Annotated in this window: 25 protein-coding genes; 5 read left to right on the forward strand and 20 right to left on the reverse strand. The window is 72.7% G+C overall.

Going from position 1 to position 22,802, the window contains the following annotated elements:
- Positions 1 to 15: 15 nt before the first annotated feature.
- From dapF to AVP42_RS11785, 15 genes are all read right to left on the reverse strand, one after another.
- Positions 16 to 900 (reverse strand): diaminopimelate epimerase, encoded by an 885-nt coding sequence (gene dapF, locus AVP42_RS11715; protein ID WP_067949239.1) that lies wholly within the window; start codon positions 898 to 900, stop codon positions 16 to 18.
- Between the two features lie 83 nt (positions 901 to 983).
- On the reverse strand, positions 984 to 1,904 hold the full coding sequence (gene miaA, locus AVP42_RS11720; RefSeq protein ID WP_067949241.1) for a tRNA (adenosine(37)-N6)-dimethylallyltransferase MiaA: 921 nt from the start codon (positions 1,902 to 1,904) through the stop codon (positions 984 to 986).
- Position 1,905: 1 nt separating this feature from the next.
- Positions 1,906 to 3,507, reverse strand: coding sequence for a tRNA (N6-isopentenyl adenosine(37)-C2)-methylthiotransferase MiaB (gene miaB / locus AVP42_RS11725; protein ID WP_067949242.1), 1,602 nt, complete (start codon positions 3,505 to 3,507; stop codon positions 1,906 to 1,908).
- 22 nt (positions 3,508 to 3,529) lie between these two features.
- Positions 3,530 to 4,285 (reverse strand): regulatory protein RecX, encoded by a 756-nt coding sequence (locus AVP42_RS11730; protein WP_067949244.1) that lies wholly within the window; start codon positions 4,283 to 4,285, stop codon positions 3,530 to 3,532.
- 17 nt (positions 4,286 to 4,302) lie between these two features.
- Positions 4,303 to 5,373: a recombinase RecA gene (recA, locus tag AVP42_RS11735; RefSeq protein WP_067949300.1), complete on the reverse strand. Its 1,071-nt coding sequence runs from the start codon at positions 5,371 to 5,373 to the stop codon at positions 4,303 to 4,305.
- Between the two features lie 260 nt (positions 5,374 to 5,633).
- Positions 5,634 to 5,864: a DUF3046 domain-containing protein gene (locus AVP42_RS11740; RefSeq protein WP_067949246.1), complete on the reverse strand. Its 231-nt coding sequence runs from the start codon at positions 5,862 to 5,864 to the stop codon at positions 5,634 to 5,636.
- A gap of 73 nt (positions 5,865 to 5,937) precedes the next feature.
- Positions 5,938 to 6,252 (reverse strand): helix-turn-helix domain-containing protein, encoded by a 315-nt coding sequence (locus AVP42_RS11745; protein ID WP_067949248.1) that lies wholly within the window; start codon positions 6,250 to 6,252, stop codon positions 5,938 to 5,940.
- Positions 6,253 to 6,397: 145 nt separating this feature from the next.
- A complete protein-coding gene (locus AVP42_RS11750) occupies positions 6,398 to 6,937 on the reverse strand; it encodes a CinA family protein (protein ID WP_067949250.1) in 540 nt (179 codons plus the stop codon).
- Positions 6,934 to 7,536 carry a CDP-diacylglycerol--glycerol-3-phosphate 3-phosphatidyltransferase gene (pgsA, locus tag AVP42_RS11755; protein WP_067949252.1) on the reverse strand — a complete coding sequence of 201 codons (603 nt, stop codon included), beginning with the start codon at positions 7,534 to 7,536 and terminating at the stop codon, positions 6,934 to 6,936. The genes AVP42_RS11750 and pgsA overlap by 4 nt, the downstream gene beginning before the upstream one ends.
- 54 nt (positions 7,537 to 7,590) lie before the next feature.
- A complete protein-coding gene (locus tag AVP42_RS11760; RefSeq protein WP_067949254.1) occupies positions 7,591 to 10,509 on the reverse strand; it encodes a DNA translocase FtsK in 2,919 nt (972 codons plus the stop codon).
- A 97-nt stretch (positions 10,510 to 10,606) separates the two neighbouring features.
- Complete coding sequence (locus tag AVP42_RS11765; RefSeq protein ID WP_067949256.1) at positions 10,607 to 11,098, reverse strand: GNAT family N-acetyltransferase; 492 nt, start codon at positions 11,096 to 11,098, stop codon at positions 10,607 to 10,609.
- A gap of 82 nt (positions 11,099 to 11,180) precedes the next feature.
- A complete protein-coding gene (locus tag AVP42_RS11770; protein ID WP_067949257.1) occupies positions 11,181 to 12,857 on the reverse strand; it encodes a ribonuclease J in 1,677 nt (558 codons plus the stop codon).
- Between the two features lie 102 nt (positions 12,858 to 12,959).
- Positions 12,960 to 13,934: a 4-hydroxy-tetrahydrodipicolinate synthase gene (gene dapA, locus AVP42_RS11775; protein WP_082847209.1), complete on the reverse strand. Its 975-nt coding sequence runs from the start codon at positions 13,932 to 13,934 to the stop codon at positions 12,960 to 12,962.
- A gap of 67 nt (positions 13,935 to 14,001) precedes the next feature.
- Positions 14,002 to 14,538, reverse strand: a complete 537-nt coding sequence (locus AVP42_RS11780) for a dihydrofolate reductase (RefSeq protein ID WP_067949259.1) — start codon at positions 14,536 to 14,538, stop codon at positions 14,002 to 14,004.
- A complete protein-coding gene (locus AVP42_RS11785) occupies positions 14,535 to 15,344 on the reverse strand; it encodes a thymidylate synthase (protein ID WP_067949261.1) in 810 nt (269 codons plus the stop codon). Before AVP42_RS11785 ends, AVP42_RS11780 begins: the two co-directional genes overlap by 4 nt.
- A gap of 135 nt (positions 15,345 to 15,479) precedes the next feature.
- On the opposite strand from AVP42_RS11785, the gene AVP42_RS16455 reads away from it, so the two are divergent.
- The 4 genes from AVP42_RS16455 (at position 15,480) to AVP42_RS11805 (ending at position 17,822) form a co-directional block, all read left to right on the forward strand.
- A complete protein-coding gene (locus AVP42_RS16455) occupies positions 15,480 to 15,941 on the forward strand; it encodes a thioredoxin family protein (protein ID WP_157356814.1) in 462 nt (153 codons plus the stop codon).
- Positions 15,922 to 16,413, forward strand: coding sequence for a DUF4395 domain-containing protein (locus tag AVP42_RS16460; protein WP_067949263.1), 492 nt, complete (start codon positions 15,922 to 15,924; stop codon positions 16,411 to 16,413). The genes AVP42_RS16455 and AVP42_RS16460 overlap by 20 nt, the downstream gene beginning before the upstream one ends.
- Positions 16,414 to 16,488: 75 nt before the next feature.
- A complete protein-coding gene (locus tag AVP42_RS11800; RefSeq protein WP_067949265.1) occupies positions 16,489 to 16,914 on the forward strand; it encodes an OsmC family peroxiredoxin in 426 nt (141 codons plus the stop codon).
- A 2-nt stretch (positions 16,915 to 16,916) separates the two neighbouring features.
- Positions 16,917 to 17,822, forward strand: coding sequence for a TIGR01777 family oxidoreductase (locus AVP42_RS11805; RefSeq protein ID WP_067949267.1), 906 nt, complete (start codon positions 16,917 to 16,919; stop codon positions 17,820 to 17,822).
- Here AVP42_RS11805 and AVP42_RS11810 read toward each other — a convergent pair.
- Together AVP42_RS11810 and dapB are read right to left on the reverse strand one after the other, a co-directional pair.
- A complete protein-coding gene (locus AVP42_RS11810; protein ID WP_067949269.1) occupies positions 17,794 to 18,237 on the reverse strand; it encodes a tetratricopeptide repeat protein in 444 nt (147 codons plus the stop codon). The two genes, AVP42_RS11805 and AVP42_RS11810, sit on opposite strands and share 29 nt — an antisense overlap.
- The gene (dapB, locus tag AVP42_RS11815; protein WP_067949304.1) at positions 18,234 to 18,992 is read right to left on the reverse strand and encodes a 4-hydroxy-tetrahydrodipicolinate reductase; all 759 of its coding nucleotides are present in this window, start codon (positions 18,990 to 18,992) and stop codon (positions 18,234 to 18,236) included. Before dapB ends, AVP42_RS11810 begins: the two co-directional genes overlap by 4 nt.
- A gap of 87 nt (positions 18,993 to 19,079) precedes the next feature.
- On the opposite strand from dapB, the gene AVP42_RS11820 reads away from it, so the two are divergent.
- Positions 19,080 to 19,562 carry a GNAT family N-acetyltransferase gene (locus AVP42_RS11820; protein WP_067949271.1) on the forward strand — a complete coding sequence of 161 codons (483 nt, stop codon included), beginning with the start codon at positions 19,080 to 19,082 and terminating at the stop codon, positions 19,560 to 19,562.
- 4 nt (positions 19,563 to 19,566) lie between these two features.
- Here the strand turns inward: AVP42_RS11820 and AVP42_RS11825 are convergent, their stop codons facing one another.
- The 3 genes from AVP42_RS11825 to AVP42_RS11835 form a co-directional block, all read right to left on the reverse strand.
- The gene (locus AVP42_RS11825; protein ID WP_067949273.1) at positions 19,567 to 20,172 is read right to left on the reverse strand and encodes a histidine phosphatase family protein; all 606 of its coding nucleotides are present in this window, start codon (positions 20,170 to 20,172) and stop codon (positions 19,567 to 19,569) included.
- A 26-nt stretch (positions 20,173 to 20,198) separates the two neighbouring features.
- Positions 20,199 to 21,554 (reverse strand): pitrilysin family protein, encoded by a 1,356-nt coding sequence (locus AVP42_RS11830; protein ID WP_067949306.1) that lies wholly within the window; start codon positions 21,552 to 21,554, stop codon positions 20,199 to 20,201.
- A 77-nt stretch (positions 21,555 to 21,631) separates the two neighbouring features.
- A complete protein-coding gene (locus tag AVP42_RS11835) occupies positions 21,632 to 22,726 on the reverse strand; it encodes an aldo/keto reductase (RefSeq protein ID WP_067949275.1) in 1,095 nt (364 codons plus the stop codon).
- Positions 22,727 to 22,802: the final 76 nt, after the last annotated feature.

The following is a 22,802-nucleotide window of genomic DNA, read 5'->3' on the forward strand; positions in this document are numbered from 1 at the left end:
CGGCATCCGCCCGGTTCAGGCGAGGCTCAGCACGCCGTCGAAGACGAGTTCGGCCGGACCGGCCAGCAGGACGTGCTCGCCGTCGGCCTCGGCCGCCATGCGCACGCCGACCACGCCGCCGGCAACCTGCACGACCCACTCGTCGGGGGCACCGCTCCCGGCCCAGTGCCGCACGGCGAGCGCCGACGCGACCGCGCCGGTGCCGCACGAGAGCGTCTCGCCCGACCCGCGCTCGTGGACGCGCATCCGGATGCGGCCGCGACCGCCCTCGACGAGGGGCTCGGCGGGGACGACGAACTCGACGTTCGCGCCGGCCTGCGGCTGCGGCTCGAGGATCGGCAGGTACGCCAGGTCGAGTCCGTCGAGCTCGCTGTCGTCGGCGAGGGCCACCACGACGTGCGGGTTGCCCACGTCGATGCCGAGGCCCGGGCGGGCCACCGGCAGGTTCTTGGCGCGGACGAGCGGCTCGCCGCCGTCGAGGCGCCACGTGCCGAGATCGGCCTCGAATCCGCCGTTGCCGAGCGCCCGAACCCGGCGCACGCCGGCGCGGGTGCCGATGGTGATCCACTCGTCGGGGCCGAGCTCGACGAGGCCCTGGTCGACGAGGTAGCGGGTGAAGACGCGGATGCCGTTGCCGCACATCTCCGACGGGCTGCCGTCGGCGTTCCAGTAGTCCATGAACCAGGTCGCCGCCGGGTCCTCGGCGAGGGCGGCCGCGCCGTCGGGCAGGCGGTCCGATCGCACGGCGCGGATGATGCCGTCGGCGCCGACGCCGAAGTGGCGGTCGCAGACGGCGGCGATGCGGGTGGGCGTGAGTTCCGTCTCGCCCTCGGGGTCGCTGAACAGCACGAAGTCGTTTCCCGTGCCGTGGCCCTTGGTGAAGCGGAGATCGAACGCCATCGCACCAGTCTAGGGACGCCCGGGCATCGCTTCGGACGACCGCGCCGGGCGTGCGGTGCGCCACCGCCTCGGCCGTATGCGGCTCAGTCGCCCGCCGCCTGCCGCGCCACCTCGGCCGCGACCGCCGCCCGGTCGTCGGCGTCGACGACGGATGCCGCGGCGTAGCGCCGGAACCAGCCCACCTGCCGGCGGGCGTACGTGCGCGTGAGCGCCTGCGTCTCGGCGATCGCGTCGGCCTGCGGCATCCGCCCGTGGATCCCGGCCAGGGCCTGCGCGTAGCCGATGGCCTTGCGCGCGGTGACCCCGCGTTCGAGGCCGAGCAGGATCAGCGACCGCACCTCGTCGACGAGGCCCGCGGCCCACATGTCGAGCACGCGCGCGTCGAGGCGCTCCACGAGTCGCGCCCGCTCGGCGCGCAGGTGCACGATCCGGTGCGGCCGCCACGGCACGGGCTCGTCGGGGAGCCGCGCGGCCTTGGGTTCGCCCGTCAGCTCGATGACCTCGAGGGCGCGCACGATGCGGCGGCCGTTCTGGGGGTCCACGGATGCCGCGGTCTCGGCGTCGAGCTCGCGGAGCCGCCGGTGCAGCAGCCCCGGCCCGACCTCGTCGAGCTCGCGCTCCAGCCGCGCCCGGATCGCGGCATCCGTGCCGGGGAACCGCAGGTCGTGGATCACGCTCGAGACGTAGAGCCCCGAGCCGCCAGTGAGGAGGGCCACGCCGCCGCGCGCGATGATGTCGTCGACGGCGGCGCGCGCCGAGGGCTGGTAGGCGGCGACGGAGGCCTCGTCGGTGACGTCGAGCACGTCGAGGAGGTGGTGCGGGACGCCCTCGCGCTCGTCGATGCCGAGCTTGGCGGTGCCGATGTCCATGCCGCGGTAGAGCTGCATGGCGTCGGCGTTGACGACCTCGGCGAATCCGCCTCGATCGGCCACGGCGTGGGCCACGTCGAGCGCGAAGCGCGACTTGCCGGTGCCGGTGGCGCCGACGATCGCGATGAGGGTCACGTCAGCGCTGGCCGTCGGTCGGGTCGTAGATCGGCATGGTGCCGACGCCGGGGGCGGTCAGCGGCTCGGGGCCGACGCGGAGCGTCGGCAGTCCGAGCGAGACCCGGCCCGGGGCGGATGCCGCGCCGCCGCTCGCGGCGGGGACGCCGCAGCTCTCGGCCTGGGCGCGATCCCACGCGTCGCCCGCGCGCGTGCGCCGGATCCGCAGCGGGGCGCCGTCGACGGAGTCGGCGAGCAGGTGGAACGGCGCGGCCTGCGTGATCGTGACGGACACGACGTCGCCCGGTCGCGGCTGCTCGGATCCGGCGGGGACCTCGAAGTGCACCAGCCGGCTGTCTTCGGCACGACCGCTCAGGCGGTGCGTCTCGGCGTCCTTCTTGCCCTCGCCGGTCGAGACGAGGACCTCCACCGCGGTGCCGACGAGCGTGCGGTTCTCCTGCCACGAGATCTGCTCCTGCAGGGCGATGAGGCGGTCGTAGCGCTCCTGCACGACCTCCTTGGGCACCTGGTCCTCCATCGTCGCCGCCGGGGTTCCCGGGCGGATGGAGTACTGGAAGGTGAAGGCGGAGGCGAACCGGGCCGCCTCGACGACCCGGAGCGTCTCCTGGAAGTCCTCCTCGGTCTCGCCGGGGAAGCCGACGATGATGTCGGTCGAGATCGCGGCGTTCGGGATCCGGGCCCGGACGCGGTCGAGGATTCCGAGGAACTTCTCCGACCGGTACGAGCGCCGCATGGCCTTGAGGATGCGGTCGGAGCCGGACTGGAGCGGCATGTGCAGCTGCGGCATGACGTTCGGCGTCTCGGCCATCGCATCGATGACGTCGTCGGTGAAGGCGGCCGGGTGCGGGCTCGTGAAGCGGATGCGCTCGAGGCCCTCGATGCCGCCGGCGGCGCGGAGGAGCTTGCCGAAGGCCTGGCGGTCGCCGAACTCGACGCCGTAGGAGTTCACGTTCTGCCCGAGCAGCGTGACCTCGATCGCGCCGTCGTCGACGAGCGCCTGGATCTCGGCGAGGATGTCGCCGGGGCGGCGGTCCTTCTCCTTGCCGCGGAGGGCGGGGACGATGCAGAAGGTGCACGTGTTGTTGCAGCCGACCGAGATCGACACCCAGCCGGAGTAGGTCGAGTCGCGCTTGGTGGGCAGCGTCGACGGGAACACCTCGAGCGCGTCGAGGATCTCGAGCTGCGCCTCGTCGTTGTGGCGTGCTCGCTCGAGGAGGCTCGGCAGGGAACCCATGTTGTGCGTGCCGAACACCACGTCGACCCACGGCGCCTTCTCGAGGATGACGTTCTTGTCCTTCTGCGCGAGGCATCCGCCGACCGCGATCTGCATGCCCTCGTGCCGGCGCTTCACGCCGGCCAGGTGCCCGAGGTTGCCGTACAGCTTGTTGTCGGCGTTCTCGCGCACCGCGCAGGTGTTGATCACCACGACATCCGGCTCGACGCCCTCGGCGCGGACGTACCCGGCGGCCTCGAGCGAACCGCTCAACCGCTCGGAGTCGTGCACGTTCATCTGGCACCCGTAGGTGCGGACCTCGTAGGTGCGCGGCGCGGCGGGCGCGACCACGCCGTGGGCAGCGCGCGTCGCCTCGTGGATGGTGCTCATGATCGCACCAGTCTACGAGCCGTCACCCCGCGTCGTCGCCGTCGAGGGCCGCGCGCACGGCCTCGCGGACGACCTCGCTTCCGTAGCCGCGTCGCAGGAGGAAGGCGGTGAGCCGCCGGTGCGCGACCGCGGGATCCAGTCCGGCGAGCTGGCGGGCGCGTCGCTCGGCGATGAGGGTGGCGTGCTCGAGCTCGACGTCGGGATCGAGCGTCTCGAGCGCCGAGCGTGCGAGCTCGCCGTCGATGCCCCGCCGACCGAGCTCATGGAGGAGCGCACCGCTCCCCCGGCCTCGCCGCACGCCGTGGCTGTGCACCAGCTGTTCGGCGAGGCGTCGGTCGTCGAGGTACCCGAGCCGCACGTAGCGTTCGATCCACTCCTCGATCTCGTGATCGTCGAGACCGTGCTCGGCGAGGGTGGCACGGACCTCGGCGATCGACAGCGAGGCCCGGCGCAGGCGCGACACGATGAGTCGATCGATGCGCTCATCGCGCTCGATCCCGGTCTCGGGTGGCGCGGCGTCGCCCACGACGGCCAGACCCCGGGCCTTGCGGCCCCCGCCGCGTTCGACCGGGCGCGACTCGTCGTTCGACGCTCGACTGGAGCGACCGCGCCCGGCCGGATGCCGCGGACTCATGCGGGCCGCCGCCGGCTCGACTCGCTCCTCCGCCTCGGCGGCGCGATCGGGCGCGGCCGCGCCGCCGTCGGATTCACCCGACGACGGCACGGCCCACGGCAGGTACGTGACCGGCGCCAGCCCCTCGTTCCGTTGCTCGCCCATGCGACCCGGACTCGGACTCAGGCGCCCTTGCGCTTGGACGCGATCGACTCGACGTTGGCCACCGGCGCTACCGGCGCTGCGCCGCCCGCGGCCTGCCCGATGCCGAGCTTGGCGAGGATCTTGCGCTCGATGTCGGCCGCGATGTCCGGGTTCTGGAGGAGGAAGTTGCGCGCGTTCTCCTTGCCCTGGCCGAGCTGGTCGCCGTCGTACGTGTACCACGCGCCCGACTTCTTGACGATGGCCTGGTCGACGCCGTAATCGATCAGGCTGCCCTCACGGGAGATGCCGACGCCGTAGAGGATGTCGAACTCGGCCTGCTTGAACGGCGGGGCCATCTTGTTCTTCACGACCTTCACGCGGGTCCGGTTGCCGACCGCCTCGGTGCCGTCCTTCAGGGTCTCGATACGACGGATGTCGAGTCGCACGGACGCGTAGAACTTCAGCGCCTTTCCACCCGCGGTCGTCTCGGGGCTGCCGAAGAACACGCCGATCTTCTCGCGGAGCTGGTTGATGAAGATCGCCGTGGTCTTGGTCTGGTTCAGGCCACCGGTCAGCTTGCGGAGCGCCTGCGACATGAGCCGCGCCTGGAGGCCGACGTGCGAGTCGCCCATCTCGCCCTCGATCTCGGCCCGGGGCACGAGCGCGGCGACGGAGTCGATCACGACGAGGTCGATGGAGCCCGAGCGGATCAGCATGTCGGCGATCTCGAGCGCCTGCTCACCCGTGTCGGGCTGCGAGACGAGGAGCGAGTCGATGTCGACGCCGAGCTTCTTGGCGTACTCGGGGTCGAGTGCGTGCTCCGCGTCGATGAACGCGGCGATGCCGCCCGCGCGCTGCACGTTGGCGATCGCGTGGAGGGTCAGCGTGGTCTTACCGGAGGACTCGGGACCGTAGATCTCGATGATGCGACCGCGCGGCAGGCCACCGACGCCGAGCGCCACGTCGAGCGCGATCGAGCCGGTGGGGATGACCTCGACCGGCGCGCGCTCCTCGCTCCCGAGGCGCATCACCGAGCCCTTGCCGAACTGTCGGTCGATCTGGGCGAGTGCGGTCTCGAGGGCCTTCTCGCGGTCTGCAGGGGATGGCATCGGGTGCTCCTTCATGGATCGTTGCGGCTGCCTCTAGGCTGTCGGTCCGCGTGCCGGGCCGTGACCCGGCACGTCTCGCGACAAGGCGTTGGCGGTGTGTTCCGACGCTTCGACCGTATGGCCGGCCACCGACATCCGGCACCCGACCGGCGCCCGATGTGGATGGATGCGACATCCCTTCCGTTGTGCAGGAGCCTAGCGCGTCATCCGAACGGATGTTCGACACCGAGTACGGCGTGTCGAACGCGTCTTCGGCATGCTCAGCGGCGGTCCCCGGGGACGGGACGGCCGGCGCCGTACCACCGGGACTCCGGGACATCCGTGGCACGGCACAGCGCGAGCCACACGTCGCGCGGCGCCGCGCCGGCGTCCAGCGCCTCGGCCGCGGTGCGTCCGCCGACCTCGGGCAGCACCAGGTCGTTCACGACGACGCTCCCGTACCCGGCCCCGAACTCCTGCTCGACGGCCAGGTTGAACTCACTTCGCCTCACTGGACCCCTCCGGACATGACTGCGGCCGGTCCGAGGACCGGCCGCAGTGATCGAGCTTGGATGGACGTGCGAGTCAGCGGACCATCATGTCCGCGTCGAACTCGGCGACGAGGTCGTCGGGCAGGCTGTCGGGCACCGACGGAGTGCTCAGACCCTCGAGCACCGCGATGCGGTCGCCGACCTCGTGCATGATCACCGAGATGGGCGTGTCGAGCGCCTCGGCCACCGACGCGAGGATCTCGCTCGAGGCCTCCTTCTGCCCGCGCTCGACCTCACTGAGGTATCCGAGCGCGACGCTCGCCTTGCTGGCGACCTGGCGGAGGGTCCGACCCTTCTGCAGGCGGAAGTCCCTCAGCACGTCGCCGATCTCCTGTCGAACCAGAACCATCGGAACCTCCCTCTCAAATGCCTGCGGCCCTCGCGGGCCGGTGCGGGGAGGTCAGTCTAGCGCCTCTTCCCGATGTACCGAGCCTAGCGTCGCACACTGGACTTTTCTTGTGAACCTGACTGCTGTAACAGGCTGTTCACGTCCGCTATTCCGCGGCTCGGGCACCGATCTCGTCGAGCTCCAGGAGCGCCTCGGCGAGGGCGCGGGCCACCGTCGAACGGCGCACGTCCGCACGGTCGCCGGCGAGGGTCAGGCGCACCGAGCGGATGCCGCGGGGCGACGCGATCCCGACGAACACCGTGCCCGGCGCATGGCCGTCCTGCGGGTCCGGGCCGGCGACGCCGGTCGTGCCGATCCCCAGGTCGGCGGGCCGACCGTCCACCGCGCAGAGCGTGCGCACGTGGTCGGCGAGCTGCTCGGCCACCTCGGGGTCCACGGGTCCGCGCTCCTCGAGCAGGTGGGCGTCCACGTCCACGAGGGCGCGCTTGAGTTCCGTGGCGTAGGCGACGATGCCGCCGAGGAACGCGTTCGATGCCCCCGGCACGTCCACGAGCGTCGCCGCGAGCAGGCCGCCCGTGAGCGACTCGGCACAGGCGACGGTGCGGCCGGATGCCACGAGCCGGGTGATGAGCTCCGTGGCATCCGTCGCCGGCGCCTCGGGAGCCGCCTCGGCCGGCCCGGTCACCGTGCCTCGGCCCGGTGCTCGCGGGCGAGCCGGAACGCGTCGCGCACGTAGAGGAGCCCCGACCACACGGTGAGCACCAGCGCGAGGATCATGAAGGTCCAGTTGACCCAGACGATCCAGTCGCCCACGAGCGTCCCGAGCGGAGTCAGGAACAGCGAGATCGCGATGGCCTGGGTGAGCGTCTTCAGCTTGCCGCCCGAGGAGGCGGGGACGACCGTTCCGCGACGCAGCTCGACGAGGCGCCACACGGTGATGCCGACCTCGCGCACGATGATCACGATCGTGATCCACCACGGCAGCTCGCCGAGGATGGACAGGCACACGAGCGCTCCGCTCGTGAGGAGCTTGTCGGCGATGGGGTCGAGGATCTTGCCGAGGTCGGTCACGAGGCCGTTGCGGCGCGCGAGCCAGCCGTCGACCCAGTCGGTCGAGATGGCCACGACGAAGATCGCGGCCGCCCACCAGCGCATCGGCCCGTCGGCCCCCGCGTCGGCCAGGAGCAGCCAGAAGAACACCGGCGCCATCACGATCCGGACCACCGTGATCGCGTTCGGCAGGTTCCAGTTCGCCGAGCGTGCGGATGCGGCCGGTGAGGTCATGGCCACAGCCTAGTGCGGCGGTCGCCCTCCGCCTCGGGCCCTCCGGCCCGTGACTCAGTCACGGCCGGTGAGCCCCCACGCGTCCTCGTCGGATCCGCCCTCGACCACTTCGAGACCGTCGGTCGCGCGACCCACGGGGTCGTCGTAGCGGTCGTCCTCCGCCGGCGGCGCGGCCGACGGCGCGGCGGGTGCGGACGCTCCGGGCACTGCGCCCGGTGCCGCGACCGGCGGCGCCGGCGGAGCCGCCGGGGTGGCGGGCTCCTCGCCGCGGAGCTTCGCCAGCACCCCGGGCAGCTGCTCCGGCGTGACCAGCACGTCGCGAGCCTTCGAGCCCTCGGACGGCCCGACGATCTCGCGCGACTCCAGCAGGTCCATGAGCCGGCCAGCCTTGGCGAAGCCGACACGCAGCTTGCGCTGGAGCATCGAGGTCGAGCCGAACTGGGTCGAGACCACGAGCTCGGCCGCGGCGAGCAGGAGTTCGAGGTCGTCGCCGATGTCGGAGTCGATCTCCTTCTTCTCGACCGCGGCGGCGACGTCGTTGCGGTACTCCGGCCGCGCCTGACGGGTGACGTGCTTGACCACCCGGTCGATCTCGGTCTCGGTGACCCAGGCCCCCTGCACGCGGATCGACTTCGACGCGCCCATCGGCAGGAACAGCGCGTCGCCCTGGCCGATGAGCTTGTCGGCCCCGGGCTGGTCGAGGATGACGCGCGAGTCGGTCACGCTCGTCACCGCGAACGCGAGACGGGAGGGCACGTTGGCCTTGATGAGGCCCGTGACCACGTCGACCGAGGGCCGCTGCGTCGCGAGGACCAGGTGGATGCCCGACGCGCGCGCGAGCTGGGTGATGCGCACGATCGAGTCCTCGACGTCGCGTGGGGCGACCATCATGAGATCGGCGAGCTCGTCGACCACGACGAGCAGGTACGGATAGGGCTTGAGCTTGCGCTCCGACCCGGCGGGGAGCACGATCTCGTCGTTCACCACGGCCTTGTTGAAGTCGTCGATGTGGCGGAACCCGAACGACGCGAGGTCGTCGTACCGCATGTCCATCTCCTTCACGACCCACTGGAGCGCCTCGGCGGCCTTCTTGGGGTTCGTGATGATCGGGGTGATCAGGTGCGGGACGCCCGCGTACGGGGCGAGCTCGACGCGCTTCGGGTCGATGAGCACCATCCGCACCTCGGAGGGCTTCGCCCGCATCAGCAGGCTGGTGATCATCGAGTTCACGAAGCTGGACTTGCCGGAGCCGGTCGAACCGGCCACGAGCAGGTGCGGCATCTTCGCGAGGTTCGCGACGACGTAGCCGCCGCCCACGTCCTTGCCGACGCCGATCGTCATGGGGTGCTTCGCATTCACGGCGGCGCCCGAACGGAGCACGTCGCCCAGCGTGACCGTCTCGCGGTCGGCGTTGGGGATCTCGACGCCGATCGCCGACTTCCCGGGGATCGGCGAGAGGATCCGCACCTCGTTGGACGCGACCGCGTAGGCGAGGTTCTTGGACAGCGCGGTGACGCGCTCCACCTTGACGCCCGGACCGAGCTCGATCTCGTACTGCGTGACGGTCGGGCCCCGCGAGAACCCGGTGACCTTCGCGTCGACGCCGAACTGCTCGAGCACGCCCGTGATCTGCCGGACGACCTCGTCGTTCACCGCCGAACGGGTCTTGGCAGGGGCGCCTGCGGCGAGCGTCGAGGCGGCCGGCAGGTGGTACGGGCGGTCGGGTTCGATGGCGGGCGGTGCGTCGACGGATGCCGCGGCATCCGCTTCGCCCGCCCCGTCGCCGCCGACGGACACGACCCCGGCCGCCACCGCCGGTTCGAGCCCGACGATCGCCTGCGTCGCCCCAGCGTCGTCGCCGCGGAGGCCCGTGCCGCCGTGCGGCACCTCGCCCGTGAACCGCTGGAGCGCGGACTCGGCGCGCTCGAGGTCGTCGAGCACGCCCGCGCCGTAGGCGTCGGAGGTGGCCCGCTCGCCCTCGAGGGGCGAGTCGAAGCTGCCCGCGGCCGATCCCTCGCCGAAGACGTCGGTGAGCCCCTCCACGCCGCCGCCGTCGAACTCCGGATCCTCTTCTCGGTTCGAGGAGTTGCGGCGCCACCACGGCAGCAGCCCGCCGCCGGGCTGCTCGTCGTCATCGCCGTCGAGTCCGTCGAGCTCGACCTGCTCGGCGCGGTCCTTCTTCGACCGCCGCTTGGGCTTCTCGGCGACCTCGGCCGTCGCCGCCTCGGCCTCGCCGTGCTCGGCCGCGCCGAACAGCCACTCGTAGAGCTGCCGGAACCGCTGCGGGATGCGGTTCGGCGGGGTCTTGGTGAGGATGAGCAGCGACAGCAGGCCGAGCGCCGCGAGCACGATGCCCGCCCCGACGTCGGTGATGAGGAAGATGAGCGGCTGCGCGAGCATCCACCCGAGGATGCCGCCGGCGGTCGCGAGCTCGGGCATGCCCGCGCTCGGCGACGGTCGACCGCCGAGCAGGTGGCAGAGCCCCGACACCGTGATGAGGAGCATGCCGAGCCCGATCCCGATGCGCGTGTTGTCGTGCACCGAGCTCGGGTGGCGGAACAGCCACACGGCGAACATGAGCATGATCACGGGCAGCGCGAACGCCACGCGACCGAACAGGCCGCCGAAGGTGTAGGCGTCGAGCGTGCGCGCGACCGGGTCGTTGATGAGGAACCACTCGACGACCGCGCCCGCGATCGCGAGGAGCACCAGGAAGAACGGGAGGCCGTCGCGCCGTTCCTCGCGGGCGAGGGTCTCGGGGCCGAGCGCCCTCGCCGCGGCGCCCGTGAGGTGGGCGAGACCCATCCAGGCCCGCACCAGCAGCCCGGGCTGCTCGGCGGCGGGCGTCGCGGTCCGCGTCGTGCGCGTCGACGATCGCTGCGCCGGCAGCTTCTTGGTGGGCGCGGTGCGCGTCGACGAGCCGCGGCCGGACGCGCCCGAGGCGCGCCCGTTCGACTTGGTGCTCGTAGCCATGCATTCCACGTTACGGCCCGCCGCCGACGCCGCCCGGCAGGCCGGTCGAGTGTCGCCCGGAGCGGCGCGCACCCGCGCCACGGGCCGCGACCGGTGCTCAGCGCAGTCGGCGCACCATCGTCACCCGTCCGGCGTCGGCGGCCACGACGGCGAACCCCTCCGACCGGTAGAGGTCGCGGGCGAAGTTGTCGTGATCGACGCTGAGCGCCAGCCGGGCGTACCCGTCGGTGCGGGCGTCGTCGGCGAGGGCGCGCAGCAGCGCCCGCCCCACGCCCTGCGCGCGCCACATCGGGCGCACGCCGATGACGAGTTCCGGCACGCCGGTCGCGACGAAACCCATCGAGGGCCGGTCCGCGCCGAACAGGCGGTACCAGGCCGCGCCGACCGGGCGATCGTCAGCATCGACCGCGACCACCCCGCGGTCGGCCGGACGCTGCCAACCCGAGACGTACGCGGCATGCCGCGCATCGGCCAGCACGACGGGACGCGGCCGGCTCGCGCCAGCGCGCCAGTTCGCCGCCTCGACGACCATGTCGGCGAGGAACCCGCCGTCGGCCGGCGCGGCGGGCCGGATCGTGAACTCCGCCATGCGCGGAGGGTACGCGCGGGGTGTTACGGCGATGTTTCGGGCGAGCGGATGCCGCGGCATCCGCTCGTCGCCGACGAACCGGCTACGCCTCGATGACGAGCGGCACGAGCATGGGCCGACGGCGAAGGCGCCGGTTCACCCAGCTGCCGAGCGTGCGGCGGACCGTCTGCTGCAGGGCGCGCGGGTCGCGCACGCCGTGGTGGGCGGCATCTGCCAGTGCGGCCACGATCTTCGGCTTCACGTCCTCGAACACCGCGTCGTCCTCGGCGAAGCCGCGCGCGTGGATCTCCGGGCCGACGATGACCTTGCCGGTGTTGGCGTCGACCACGATGATGACCGAGATGAACCCCTCCTCGGAGAGGATGCGGCGGTCCTTGAGGTCGGCGTCGGTGATCTCGCCGACCGTCGAACCGTCGACGTACACGAAGCCGAGGTCGAGCTGCCCGGCGACGGTGACCTTCCCGTCGCGCAGGTCGAGCACCGTGCCGTTCTCGCCGATGAAGGTGCGCTCGGCGGGGATGCCCGTGTCCTGCGCGAGGCGGGCGTTGGCGACCAGGTGGCGGTACTCGCCGTGGATCGGCACGACGTTGCGCGGCTGCAGGATGTTGTAGCAGTACAGCAGCTCGCCCGCGGCCGCGTGCCCGGAGACGTGCACCTTCGCGTTGCCCTTGTGCACCACGTTGGCGCCGAGCTTCGTGAGCCCGTCGATGACGCGGTACACGGCGTTCTCGTTGCCGGGGATGAGGCTCGAGGCCAGGATGACCGTGTCGCCCTCCCCCACCTCGATCTGGTGGTCGCGGTTCGCCATGCGCGAGAGCACGGCCATGGGCTCGCCCTGCGACCCCGTCGACATGTAGACGATGCGGTCGTCGGGGATGTCGCCCGCCTTCTTGTAGTCGACGAGGACGCCCGGCGGCACGTCGAGGTAGCCGAGCTCGGCGGCGATCGTCATGTTGCGCACCATCGAGCGGCCGAGCAGCGCCACGCGCCGACCGTTCTGGTGCGCCGCGTGGAGCACCTGCTGCACGCGGTGCACGTGGCTCGAGAAGCTCGCGACGATGACGCGACGCGGCGAGCGCGCGATGACCTCGTCGAGCACCGGTCCGATCGCCCGCTCGAGCGGCGTGAAGCCCGGCACGTCGGCGTTGGTCGAGTCGACCATGAACAGGTCGACGCCCTCCTCGCCGAGGCGAGCGAACTCTCGCAGGTCGGTGAGACGGCCGTCGAGGGGCAGCTGGTCCATCTTGAAGTCGCCCGTGGCGAGCACGAGGCCGGCATCCGTTCGGATGGCGACGGCGAGCGCGTCGGGGATCGAGTGGTTCACGGCGATGAACTCGAGGTCGAACGGCCCGAGCTTCTCGCGCTGCCCCTCCTTCACCGTGAGGCTGTACGGTTGGATGCGGTGCTCCTTGAGCTTCGCCTCCACCAGCGCCAGGGTGAGCTGCGAGCCCACGAGCGGGATGTCGGCGCGGAGCTTCAGCAGGTACGGCACGGCCCCGATGTGGTCCTCGTGGCCGTGCGTGAGCACGACGGCGACGACGTCGTCGAGGCGGTCGCGCAGGAACCCGAAGTCGGGCAAGATCAGGTCGACGCCCGGCTGGTGCTCCTCGGGGAAGAGCACGCCGCAGTCGACGATCAGCAGCTTGCCGTCGATCTCGAAGAGCGTCATGTTGCGGCCGACCTCGCCGAGGCCGCCGATCGGGATGACGCGGAGCGTCCCGGGGTCGAGCGGTGCGGGGTCGATGACTTCGTCGGGCATGTGCCCTCCTCACGTTCACGGTGTTCAGTTCGGTGCGACCCTCGGGGCCGCGGATGTCTCGGGGCGGACGGCGCGCTCGGACGCGTCGCGCCGGCGCCGTCGTCAGCGCGTGGTGCCCGCCACCTTCGGCAGTGCGCCGCCGGCGGCGGCGTTGCGGTCGGGACGGAAGTTGTGGAAGTCGACGCCGGGGATGCCCTGCACGAGGTCGATCTCGTCCTCGATGAGCGCGGCCTCCCACTCCTCGGGACCGACGAGCGGCAGGCGCACGCGCGGGCTGCCGATGCGGCCGAGGCCGTGCAGGATGTACTTCGCCGCGACCGTGCCGGGCACGTGCGTCATGACGGCGCGCACGAGCGGCTCGAGCCGCTGGTGCTCGGCGGTCGCGGTCTTCAGGTCGCCGCGGTTCACGGCGTCGACGATGGTGCGGTACGGCGCGGGCGCGATGTTCGCGGTCACGCCGATCAGTCCCGTGGCGCCGATCGCGAGATGCGGCAGCACGTTCGCGTCATCGCCCGAGAAGTACATGAGGTCGGTCTGGTTCAGCACGCGGCTCACCTCGCTGAAGTCGCCCTTGGCGTCCTTCACGGCGAGGATGTTCGGGTGCTTGGCCAGGCGCAGGATGGTCTCGTACTTGATGGGCACGCCCGTGCGGCCCGGGATGTCGTACAGGATGACCGGCAGGTCGGTCGCGTCGGCGACGAGCCGGAAGTGGGTCAGGATGCCGGCCTGGGTCGGCTTGTTGTAGTACGGCGTGACGATCATGATGCCGTCGGCGCCGACCGCCTCGCTCTTCTTGTAGAGCTCGATGGCGTGCGCGGTCTCATTCGAGCCGCCGCCCGTGATGATCTTCGCGCGGCCGCCGGCCACGTCCTTCCCGACCTCGACGAGGCGGATCTTCTCGGGGTCGGTGAGCGTCGACGTCTCGCCCGTGGTGCCGGTGACCACGATGCCGTCGGCGCCGGCGACGATGACGTCGTCGATGTGCTTCTCGACGGCGGGCCAATCGACCTCGCCGTCCGCCGTCATGGGCGTGACGAGCGCGACGAGCACCTGGCCGAACGGGTTCTCTGCAGTCACGCCCTACAGGCTATCGGGTGCGGCCCCGCCGGGCCGATTCGGCGCCGTTCCCACCGCGTGCGGCGGGTCAGCGCTCGTAGGTGAGGAAGCGATAGCGGATGCCGCTCGTCGAGGTGCGCCATCCGTCGGCCGGGTCGGCGGCGACGACGCGCCACTCGGACCCGCGCCCGGGCGCGACGGTGTCGCCGTCGACGTCGAGGTCGAGCTCGGTGACCACGAGGCGGTCGGCGAGGTCCATCGTGGCGGCGAACAGCTCGGCCCCGCCGATGACCCAGATCCACTCGTCGGCATCGGATGCCGCAAGCGCGAGCGCCTCGTCGACGGATGCCGCGCGGACGGCGCCCTCGGCATGCCAGTCGGCCTGCCGGGTGACCACGATGTTGGCCCGTCCCGGCAGGGGCCGGAAACGCGGCGGCAGCGAGTCCCAGGTGCGCCGGCCCATCAGCACGGGTGCGCCGACGGTGGTGCGCTTGAAGTGCGCCAGGTCCTCGGGCACGTGCCACGGCATGCCGCCGCCCGAGCCGATCACTCCCCCGTGCGCCTCGGCCCAGACCAGTCCGATCCGGGGTGCCTCGTCCGCGGCATCCGATTGCGTGGCGCTCATACGGCGACGGCCGCGCGGATGGCGGGGTGGTGCTCGTAGCCGAGCACCTCGAAGTCCTCGAACCGGTAGTCGTCGATCGACTCGGGGTGGCGCGCGAGGCGCAGCGTCGGGTACGGGTACGGGTCGCGGGAGAGCTGCTCGCGCACCTGGTCGACGTGGTTGTCGTAGATGTGGCAGTCGCCGCCCGTCCAGACGAAGTCGCCGACCTCGAGCCCGGCCTGCTGCGCGACCATGTGCGTGAGCAGCGCGTACGAGGCGATGTTGAACGGCACCCCGAGGAACAGGTCGGCGCTGCGCTGGTACAGCTGGCACGACAGGCGCCCGTCGGCGACGTGGAACTGGAACAGCGCGTGGCACGGCGCGAGCGCCATGTCGGGGATGTCGGCGGGGTTCCACGCCGACACGATGAGGCGGCGCGAGTCGGGGTTCGTGCGGATCTGTTCGATCACCTGGGCGATCTGGTCGACGTGCTCGCCCGACGGCGTCGGCCACGAGCGCCACTGCACGCCGTAGACGGGGCCGAGCTCGCCCGCGGCATCCGCCCATTCGTCCCAGATCGTGACGCCGTGCTCCTGCAGCCACCGCACGTTCGAGTCGCCGCGCAGGAACCAGAGCAGCTCGTAGGCGATCGACTTGAAGTGCACGCGCTTGGTGGTGATGAGCGGGAAGCCCTGGGCGAGGTCGAACCGGATCTGCCGGCCGAACACGCTGCGGGTGCCCGTGCCGGTCCGGTCGGATTTCGGCGTGCCGTGCTCGAGCACGTCGCGGAGCAGGTCTTCGTACGGAGTCGGGATCGCGCTGGCCACGGCGTCAAGGCTACGCCCGGTCGGGCGAGCGGATGCCGCGACGCGGCGACTCCCGCGACGGTCCGCCTCGCGCAGCCCCGTCACCCGGCGTCACACGCAGGATCCTCCGAGCCGCGCGCGCGTACGATCCTGCGCATGGATCTCGTGCCCGCCCTCGTCGCCGGGATCGGCCTGCCCGCCCTCGCGACGCTCATCGGGCTGGTCGTCCGGTCGCGCGACGGCCGCCTCCGGGCGGGTTCGCGCACGCCGGGCGCCTCGGGCGAGGCGGAGGCGCTCGGCCTCGCGCCCGACGTGCTCGGAACCGATGCGACGCTCGTGCAGTTCTCGACGGCGTACTGCAGCCGGTGCCCCGGCACCGCGCGGGCGCTCGGCGACCTCGCCGACGCGCACGACGCCGACGTGCGCCACGTCGAGATCGACCTCACCGACGACGCCGCGCTCGCGGACCGCTTCGACGTCCGGCAGACCCCCACCGTCCTCGTGCTCGACGCGGCCGGGCGGATCGCCGGGCGCATCGCGGGCGTGCCGCGGACCGGCGAGCTCCGCACCCTCATCGACGACCTCTCCCGGAGGAACCGTGTCCCCCAGCGCGCCTGACTCGCCGACCGACGGCCCGGCGGCTCCGCCCCGCGGCATCGACACTCGCGGTCCCCGATTCGCCGCGGCGCTCACGGCGGTGCTGCTGCTCGTGACCGCGGTACTCGGCTTCGGCGGTGCGGATGGCGCTGCGCTCGTGCTCCTCGCCGCGATCGCGCTGCTGTTCGCGTGGGGTGCGATCGCCGGGGTGGCGCGGCATCCGTTCGGACTCCTGTTCCGCGCCGCGGTCCGGCCGCGCCTCGACCCGCCGGACGAGCTCGAGGATCCGCGTCCGCCCACCTTCGCGCAGCTCATCGGCCTCATCGTCACCGGGACCGGCGTCGTGCTCGGCCTCGCCGGGCTGCCGCTCGCCGTGCCGGTGGCCGCCGCCGTCGCGTTCCTCGCCGCGTTCCTCAATGCCGCGTTCGGCTACTGCCTCGGATGCCAGGTGTACCTGCTGCTCGTCCGGGCCCGCGTCATCCGTCACGCGTGACGCGCGGACCGCGGCCACTGCCGCGCGCGGCATCCGCTCGATAGGCTGGAGCACCGGCTCGAGGAGGAGGACCAATTGGCACTGACGAGCGAATCGACCACGGTCTGGACGGGCACGCTCTTCGAGGGATCGGGCACGACGCGCCTGGACTCCTCGAAGCTCGCCGAGTTCGACGTCAACTGGAAGGCCCGCTCCGAGGGCGAGGCCGGCACCACCAATCCCGAGGAACTGCTCGCCGCCGCGCACTCGGCCTGCTTCTCGATGGCCTTCTCTCTGGCGCTGGCCGAGGCCGGGCACGCTCCCGAGAGCATCCAGACCACCGCGGCCGTGACCTTCCAGCCGGGTGAGGGCGTCACCGGCAGCCACCTGCTCGTGAGCGCCCGGGTGCCCGGCATCACCGAGGCCGAGTTCGAGCGCATCGCCGACGAGGCCAAGGCCAACTGCCCGATCTCCAAGGCCCTCGCCGGCACCGCGATCACGATCGAAGCGGAGCTCGCGTAGCGGTGCGCGTCCTCGTCGCCGGCGCGTCCGGCTTCATCGGCTCCGCCGTCACGGCCCGCCTCGCCGATGCGGGCCACGAGGTGGTGCGCCTCGTCCGGCGACGCGCCACGAGCGACGACGAGGTCACGTGGTCACCAGGATCGGGCATCATCGACTTCACCGTGATGGAGCGCGTCGACGCGGTGCTCAACCTGTCGGGCGCCTCGCTCGCCCGGCTGCCCTGGACGCGGCGCTGGCGCGACGAGATCCTCGAGTCGCGCGTGACCGCGACACGGACGCTCGCCGACGCGATGCGCAAGGCGAAGCGCCCGCCCGCGGTCTTCCTCAGCGGCTCGGCCGTCGGCGTGTACGGCGACCGCCCCGGCGAGCTGCTCACCGAGCACTCGAGCCCGGGCGAGGGATTCCTCGCCGACGTCGTGGGCCGGTGGGAGGCGGCGGCGAAGCTCGCACCCGACGAGACGCGCACCGTGCTCCTGCGCACGGGCATCGTCGTGGGACGCGGCGGGGCGATGCAGCGCGTGCGCACGCTGACGACCTTCGGCGTTTCGGGCCGGCTCGGCACGGGCGGCCAGTACTGGCCGTGGATCGCGATCGACGACGAGGTGGGGGCGATCGTCCACCTGCTCGACTCGCACCTGTCCGGCGCGGTGAACCTCGTCGGTCCGACGCCCGCGACCGCCGACCGGATCATGTCGGCGCTCGCCGAGCGGATGCACCGGCCCTACGGCCTGCCCGTGCCGGAGAAGCTGCTCGAACTGGGCCTCGGCAACGCGGCCGACGACCTGCTGCTGTCCAGCCAGAAGGTCCGCCCGCAGCGCCTCATCGACGACGGCTACCGGTTCCGCCACGTGACGGTCGAGTCGGCCATCGACGCGATGCTCAACCTCGACCGCGCTCCAGCTCGATAGCCCGCCGCACGGCCCGGCGCGCTCGCCGCCGATCCCCCGCCGCGTCGTAGGCCAGGCCGAGCCGGAGCCAGGCACGCCACGAGTCGGGTTCCGCCTCGACCGCGCTGCGGAAGGCGGGGAACGCGTCATCCGCCGCCGCCCGCTCGGGGCGCCCGCTGGGCCGGAGCGGCATGCCCAGGTCGAGCGCACCCTCCGCCTCGAGCTGCCGCACGAGCCGCTGCGAGCGAGCGCCGAACTGGAGTTCGCGCCAGATGGCCCACGCCGCCAGCACCGGCAGCACGATGAGGGCGACGCCCATGACGACGGCGACGGGCTCGCCGGTCTGCACGAACTGCACGGCGCGCCATCCGACGAGCACGAGGTAGACGCCGAGCAGCACCGCCATCACGACGGCGCCGAGCTTCGCTCCGCTCATCGCGCGCCGGGCAGTTCGAGGCCGAGCAGGGCGTCGAGCCCGACCGTCACGCCCTCCGACGTCGCGGCGCGACGGAGCGCGAGCAGGATGCCGCTCTCATAGGCGGACGAGGAGATGGTGGAGTGCGCGATCGTGAGCGTCTCGCCGTCGCCGCCGAGGATCACGCGCTGCTCGGCGAGCAGGCCCGACATGCGGAGGCTGTGCACCGGCACGCCGGAGACGAGCTGCCCGCGCGCACGCTGGTCGGCGTGCGGTGCGGCGACCGGGCCGGCGTCGCCGCGTGCGGCCGCGACGAGCTCGGCCGTGCGGACGGCCGTGCCGGAGGGCGAATCGACCTTGCCGGCGTGGTGGGCCTCGACGATCTCGATCGAGTCGAAGTGCTGCGCGGCGAACGCGGCGAACGCGGACCCGAGCACGCTGCCCACCGAGAAGTTCGGCACGAAGATCACGCCGGGCGCCTCGTCGAGGTCGCGGAGTCGGCGCTCCACCTCGGCGATGCGCTCGTTCGACCATCCCGAGGTGCCGACCACGACCGCGGCACCCGCCTCGATGGCCGCCTCGACGATGCCCTGGCTCGCGGCGGGGTGCGTGACGTCGAGCACCACGTCGGCGCCGTCGAGCTCGTCGAGCTCGTCGAGGTTCGACGTGGAGTCGAGCCCGGCGTGCAGTTCGAGGTCGTCGGCCTCCTCGATGAGCCGGACGGCGAGCCGCCCCATCTTCCCGGTCGCTCCGGCCACCGCCACCCTGATCGTCACGTCGATCACCCTAGCAATCGCGCCGCCGCGGTCCTCCCGTCGCAGCGGGCGGTCCGGTCGCGGTCACCGCGGTCGTAGGCTGAGCGGATGCTGCGCTTCCGCGACGCCGACGTGACCGACCCCGACGCGCACCGCCTGCTCGAGGCGTACTTCGCCGAGCGCGCCGAGGGCTTCCCGCCCGAGCAGGGCGCGTACCGCCCGACGTGGCCGGAACCGGCCCGGTTCACTCCCCCGGTCGGGGTCTTCCTCATCGTCGAGGACGAGTCCGGCGAGGCGGTGGGCTGCGGCGGCGTGCGGCGGATCGCGGACGCCGACGACGGCACGGTGCGCTTCGAGGTCAAGCACCTCTGGTTGGCGCCCGCGGGTCGGGGCCGCGGCGAGGGCCGCCGCCTGCTGCTCGAGCTCGAGCGGCGCGCGGTCGGGTTCGGCGCCGGTGAGCTCGTCCTCGACACGAACGCGAGCCTCGAGGCCGCGGGCGGGCTCTACCGGTCGAGCGGCTACGTCGACATCCCGCCCTACAACGCCAACCCGAACGCGACGAACTGGTACGGCAAGCGCGTTCGCGCCTGACCGGTCAGAGCGAGTACAGGTCGGGGAGCCCCGTCCGCATCTCCGGCGGCAGGTGGGCGAGGTCGTTGTGGACCACGAGGCTCCACGGCCGGCCCGGCGCCCGCTGCGTGAGCACCGTCAGGCCGCAGTTGGCCTGGTTGATCGTGACCCAGCGCCACTCGGGTGCTCCGAGCACCTCGCGCACGAACCAGCCGATCACGAAGTTGTGGGTGATGAGCAGGTCGTGGCGGTCCTCGCGGTGGGAGCTGAGGAACTCCGCCCGCGCGTCGGCCATCTGCGCCTGCCCGGCCTCGAAGTCGAGCTCCGAGTAGGAGCCGAAGAACGGCGCGTACGCCGAGGGCGTGTCGGGCCCGGGACCGGACGGCACGCAGTCGAAGAGCAGGGCCGAGGGCTCCGGGTGCAGGGCCGGGAGCTTGCCCGCGATGATCTTCGCGGTCTCGGCGGCGCGCTGCAACGGCGAGTGCCACGCGTGGTCGAACGGGATCCCGCCGAGCCGTTCGGCGAGCAGTTCCGCCTGCCGTCGGCCCCGCGGCGACAGCGGCCCGTCGGGGAGGCCGTGCTCGGCGTCGAGCTGTTCGCCGTGGCGGACGAGGTACAGGTGGTGGGGCACGTGGGTTCCTGGGGGTCGGGCGTCGCTCAGGCGACGTCGGTTCGGGGTTCGGGCTGGTCGACGACCGATCGGAACGCGTGCTCGTCGACGGGCCCGACCGCGACGAGCGACACGGGACGCGCGGCGAGGTCGGCTGCGAGGGCCTGCACGTCGTCGGCCGTGACCCGCGCGACGCGACGGAGCGCCTCGTCGAGGTCGGCGAACTCGCCGAGCGCGAGTTCGGCGCGGCCGAGCCGCGACATCCGCGTGTCGCTGTCCTCGAGCGCGAGCGCCGAGGCGCCGCCGAGGTAGCCGACGGCGCGTTCCATCTCGTCGGGCGTGACGCCGTGGTGGGCGAGCCGCTCGAGTTCGGTGCGCATGAGCGCCGCCACCGTGGCGGCGTTGCGCGGCGCGCAGCCGGCGTACATGCCGAACACGCCCGCGTCGGAGTAGCCGGGGGCGAAGGAGTACACGGAGTAGGCCAGGCCGCGCCGTTCCCGCACCTCCTGGAACAGCCGCGACGACATGCCCGCGCCGAAGACCGTGTTCAGGACGCTGAGCACGGCGCGGCGGTCGTCGGTCGCCACGAGACCGGGTACCCCGAGCACGAGGTTCACCTGCTCGTTGGGCTTCTCGACGACCGTGAGCGCGGTGGTGCCGACGGGCGTCGCGGGCCCGCCGTCGCGCCGCTCGACCGGGGCGCCCTCGTCGTCGAGCCGCCACCCGGCTGCGGCGAGCGCGCGGCTCAGGTCCGCGACGACGCGGTCGTGGTCGACGGCTCCGGCGACGGTGACGACGAGGTCCTGCGGCCGGTAGTTCGCCCGGTAGTGCTCCCAGACGGCGTCACGCGTCGCGGCGCCGATCGTCTCAGGGTCGCCGCCGATGGGTCGGGCGAGCGGATGCCGCCCCAGGACGGCCTCGAAGAAGCGCTCGCTCGCGACATCCGACGGGTCGTCGCCCGCCATCGCGAGCTCTTCGAGGATGACGCGGCGCTCGCTCTCGAACTCGTCGGGGTCGAGCAGCGAGGAGGTGAACATGTCGGCCAGCACCTCGACCGCCATGGGCAGGTCGCGGTCCTGCACCTTCGCGTAGTAGCAGGTGTACTCCTTGGCCGTGACGGCGTTGTGCTCGCCGCCGACCGCGTCGAACGCGACGGCGATGTCGAGCGCGGTGCGCGCGGCGGTGCCCTTGAAGAGCAGGTGCTCGAGGAAGTGCGTGGAGCCGAACGTGGCGGGGTGGCCGGAGTCGGACGGATGCTCGTCGCGGGAGCCCACGGCGACCCAGAACCCGATCGTCGCGCTGCGGCTGCCGGGCACGCGCTCGCTGAGGACGCGGATGCCGGACGGCAGGACCGAACGGCGGACCAGGGTGTCGCCGGCGGCGCGGAACTCGAGCTCGGGCATACCGAGGGGGAGGTCGACGGCGCCGTTCACGCCATCCAGCCTAGGCCACGGCGTGACGGAGGACGCCCGGCTCGCACTCAGGCCGAGGCCCGGTCGAGCTCGACGAGCTCCGACCGGGTGAGGACCAGCGACGCGGCGCGCATGAGGGCGTCCACCTGGTCGGGGCGCCGCACGGCGACGACCGGGGCGGCGACGGCCGGCCGCGCGAGCAGCCACGCCACGGCGACCGCGGCGGGATCGGTGCCGTGGGCGTCGGCGACCTCGCCCAGCACCCGGAGCACGCGGGTCGCGCGGCGCCCTGCCCGATGCTGGTGCCGTGCCGCGGTCGCGTCGCGGGGCTCGCCGCGGCGGTGCAGCCGCCGACCGAGGACGCCGCCCGCGAGGGGCGACTGCGGCAGGACCGCGAGCCCCTGGGCCCGGGCGACGACGCCGAGCGCGCCCTCGAACCCGCGGCGCGCCAGGAGGTGGTACGGGGTCGCGAGCGCCTGGAAGCGGGGCAGCCCGTCGGCGGCGAGAACGCGCGCCTGGATGAGGCGCTCCGGCGAGCAGCCCGCGGCGGCGAGCGCGAGCACCTTGCCGGAGGCGAGGAGCGCGTCGAGTGCGCCGAGGATCTCCTCGAGGGGCGTCTCGGGGTCGTCGTCGTGGTAGGCGAGGAGGTCGATGCGGTCGGTGCCGAGACGTCCGAGCGAGGCATCCACCGCGTCGGTGATCGTGCGGGTCGTGGGCCGGGCGGGTCCGGGGCTGCGTCGCACCCGGGTCATGAGGCGCACGCGGTCGCGCGTGCCCCGGGAGGCGAGCCAGGCGCCGACGAGGCGTTCGCCCCCGGCCGGGTCCGCGGGCCCGCTGGCGACGGCGATGAGGTCTCCGCCCAGTCCGGCGAAGCGGTCGAGGAGGTCGGCGGCGTGGGCATCGGCGCCCCCGTCGAGCGCCCCGGTGCTCAGCCCGAGCAAGTGCACCTCGACGCCCGAGTCGCCGAGCTCGACGCGATACGGCACCGTGATGGGGCCGGAGACGGGGTTCGTCTGGATCTCCGCGGTGGTGGGCGGCTCCGCGGTGGTGGGCTCCGAGGTCTCGGACGGCACGCGATCCAGCTCGTCGGCGGCGCACGCCGTGGCGGCGCCCGGCCGGCCCCCGGCCCGCCGTGCTCCGTGCTGTGCGTGCTTCCGCGCCACGCGATCCTCCTCCCCAGGATTGCCTTCGACAGTAGGCGCCGTCTCGGAGCGACCCCCGACGGATCGGGTGAAGCGT

Source organism: Agromyces sp. NDB4Y10 (genome assembly GCF_001620055.1).
In the GTDB taxonomy this organism is placed as follows: Bacteria; Actinomycetota; Actinomycetes; order Actinomycetales; family Microbacteriaceae; genus Agromyces; species Agromyces indicus.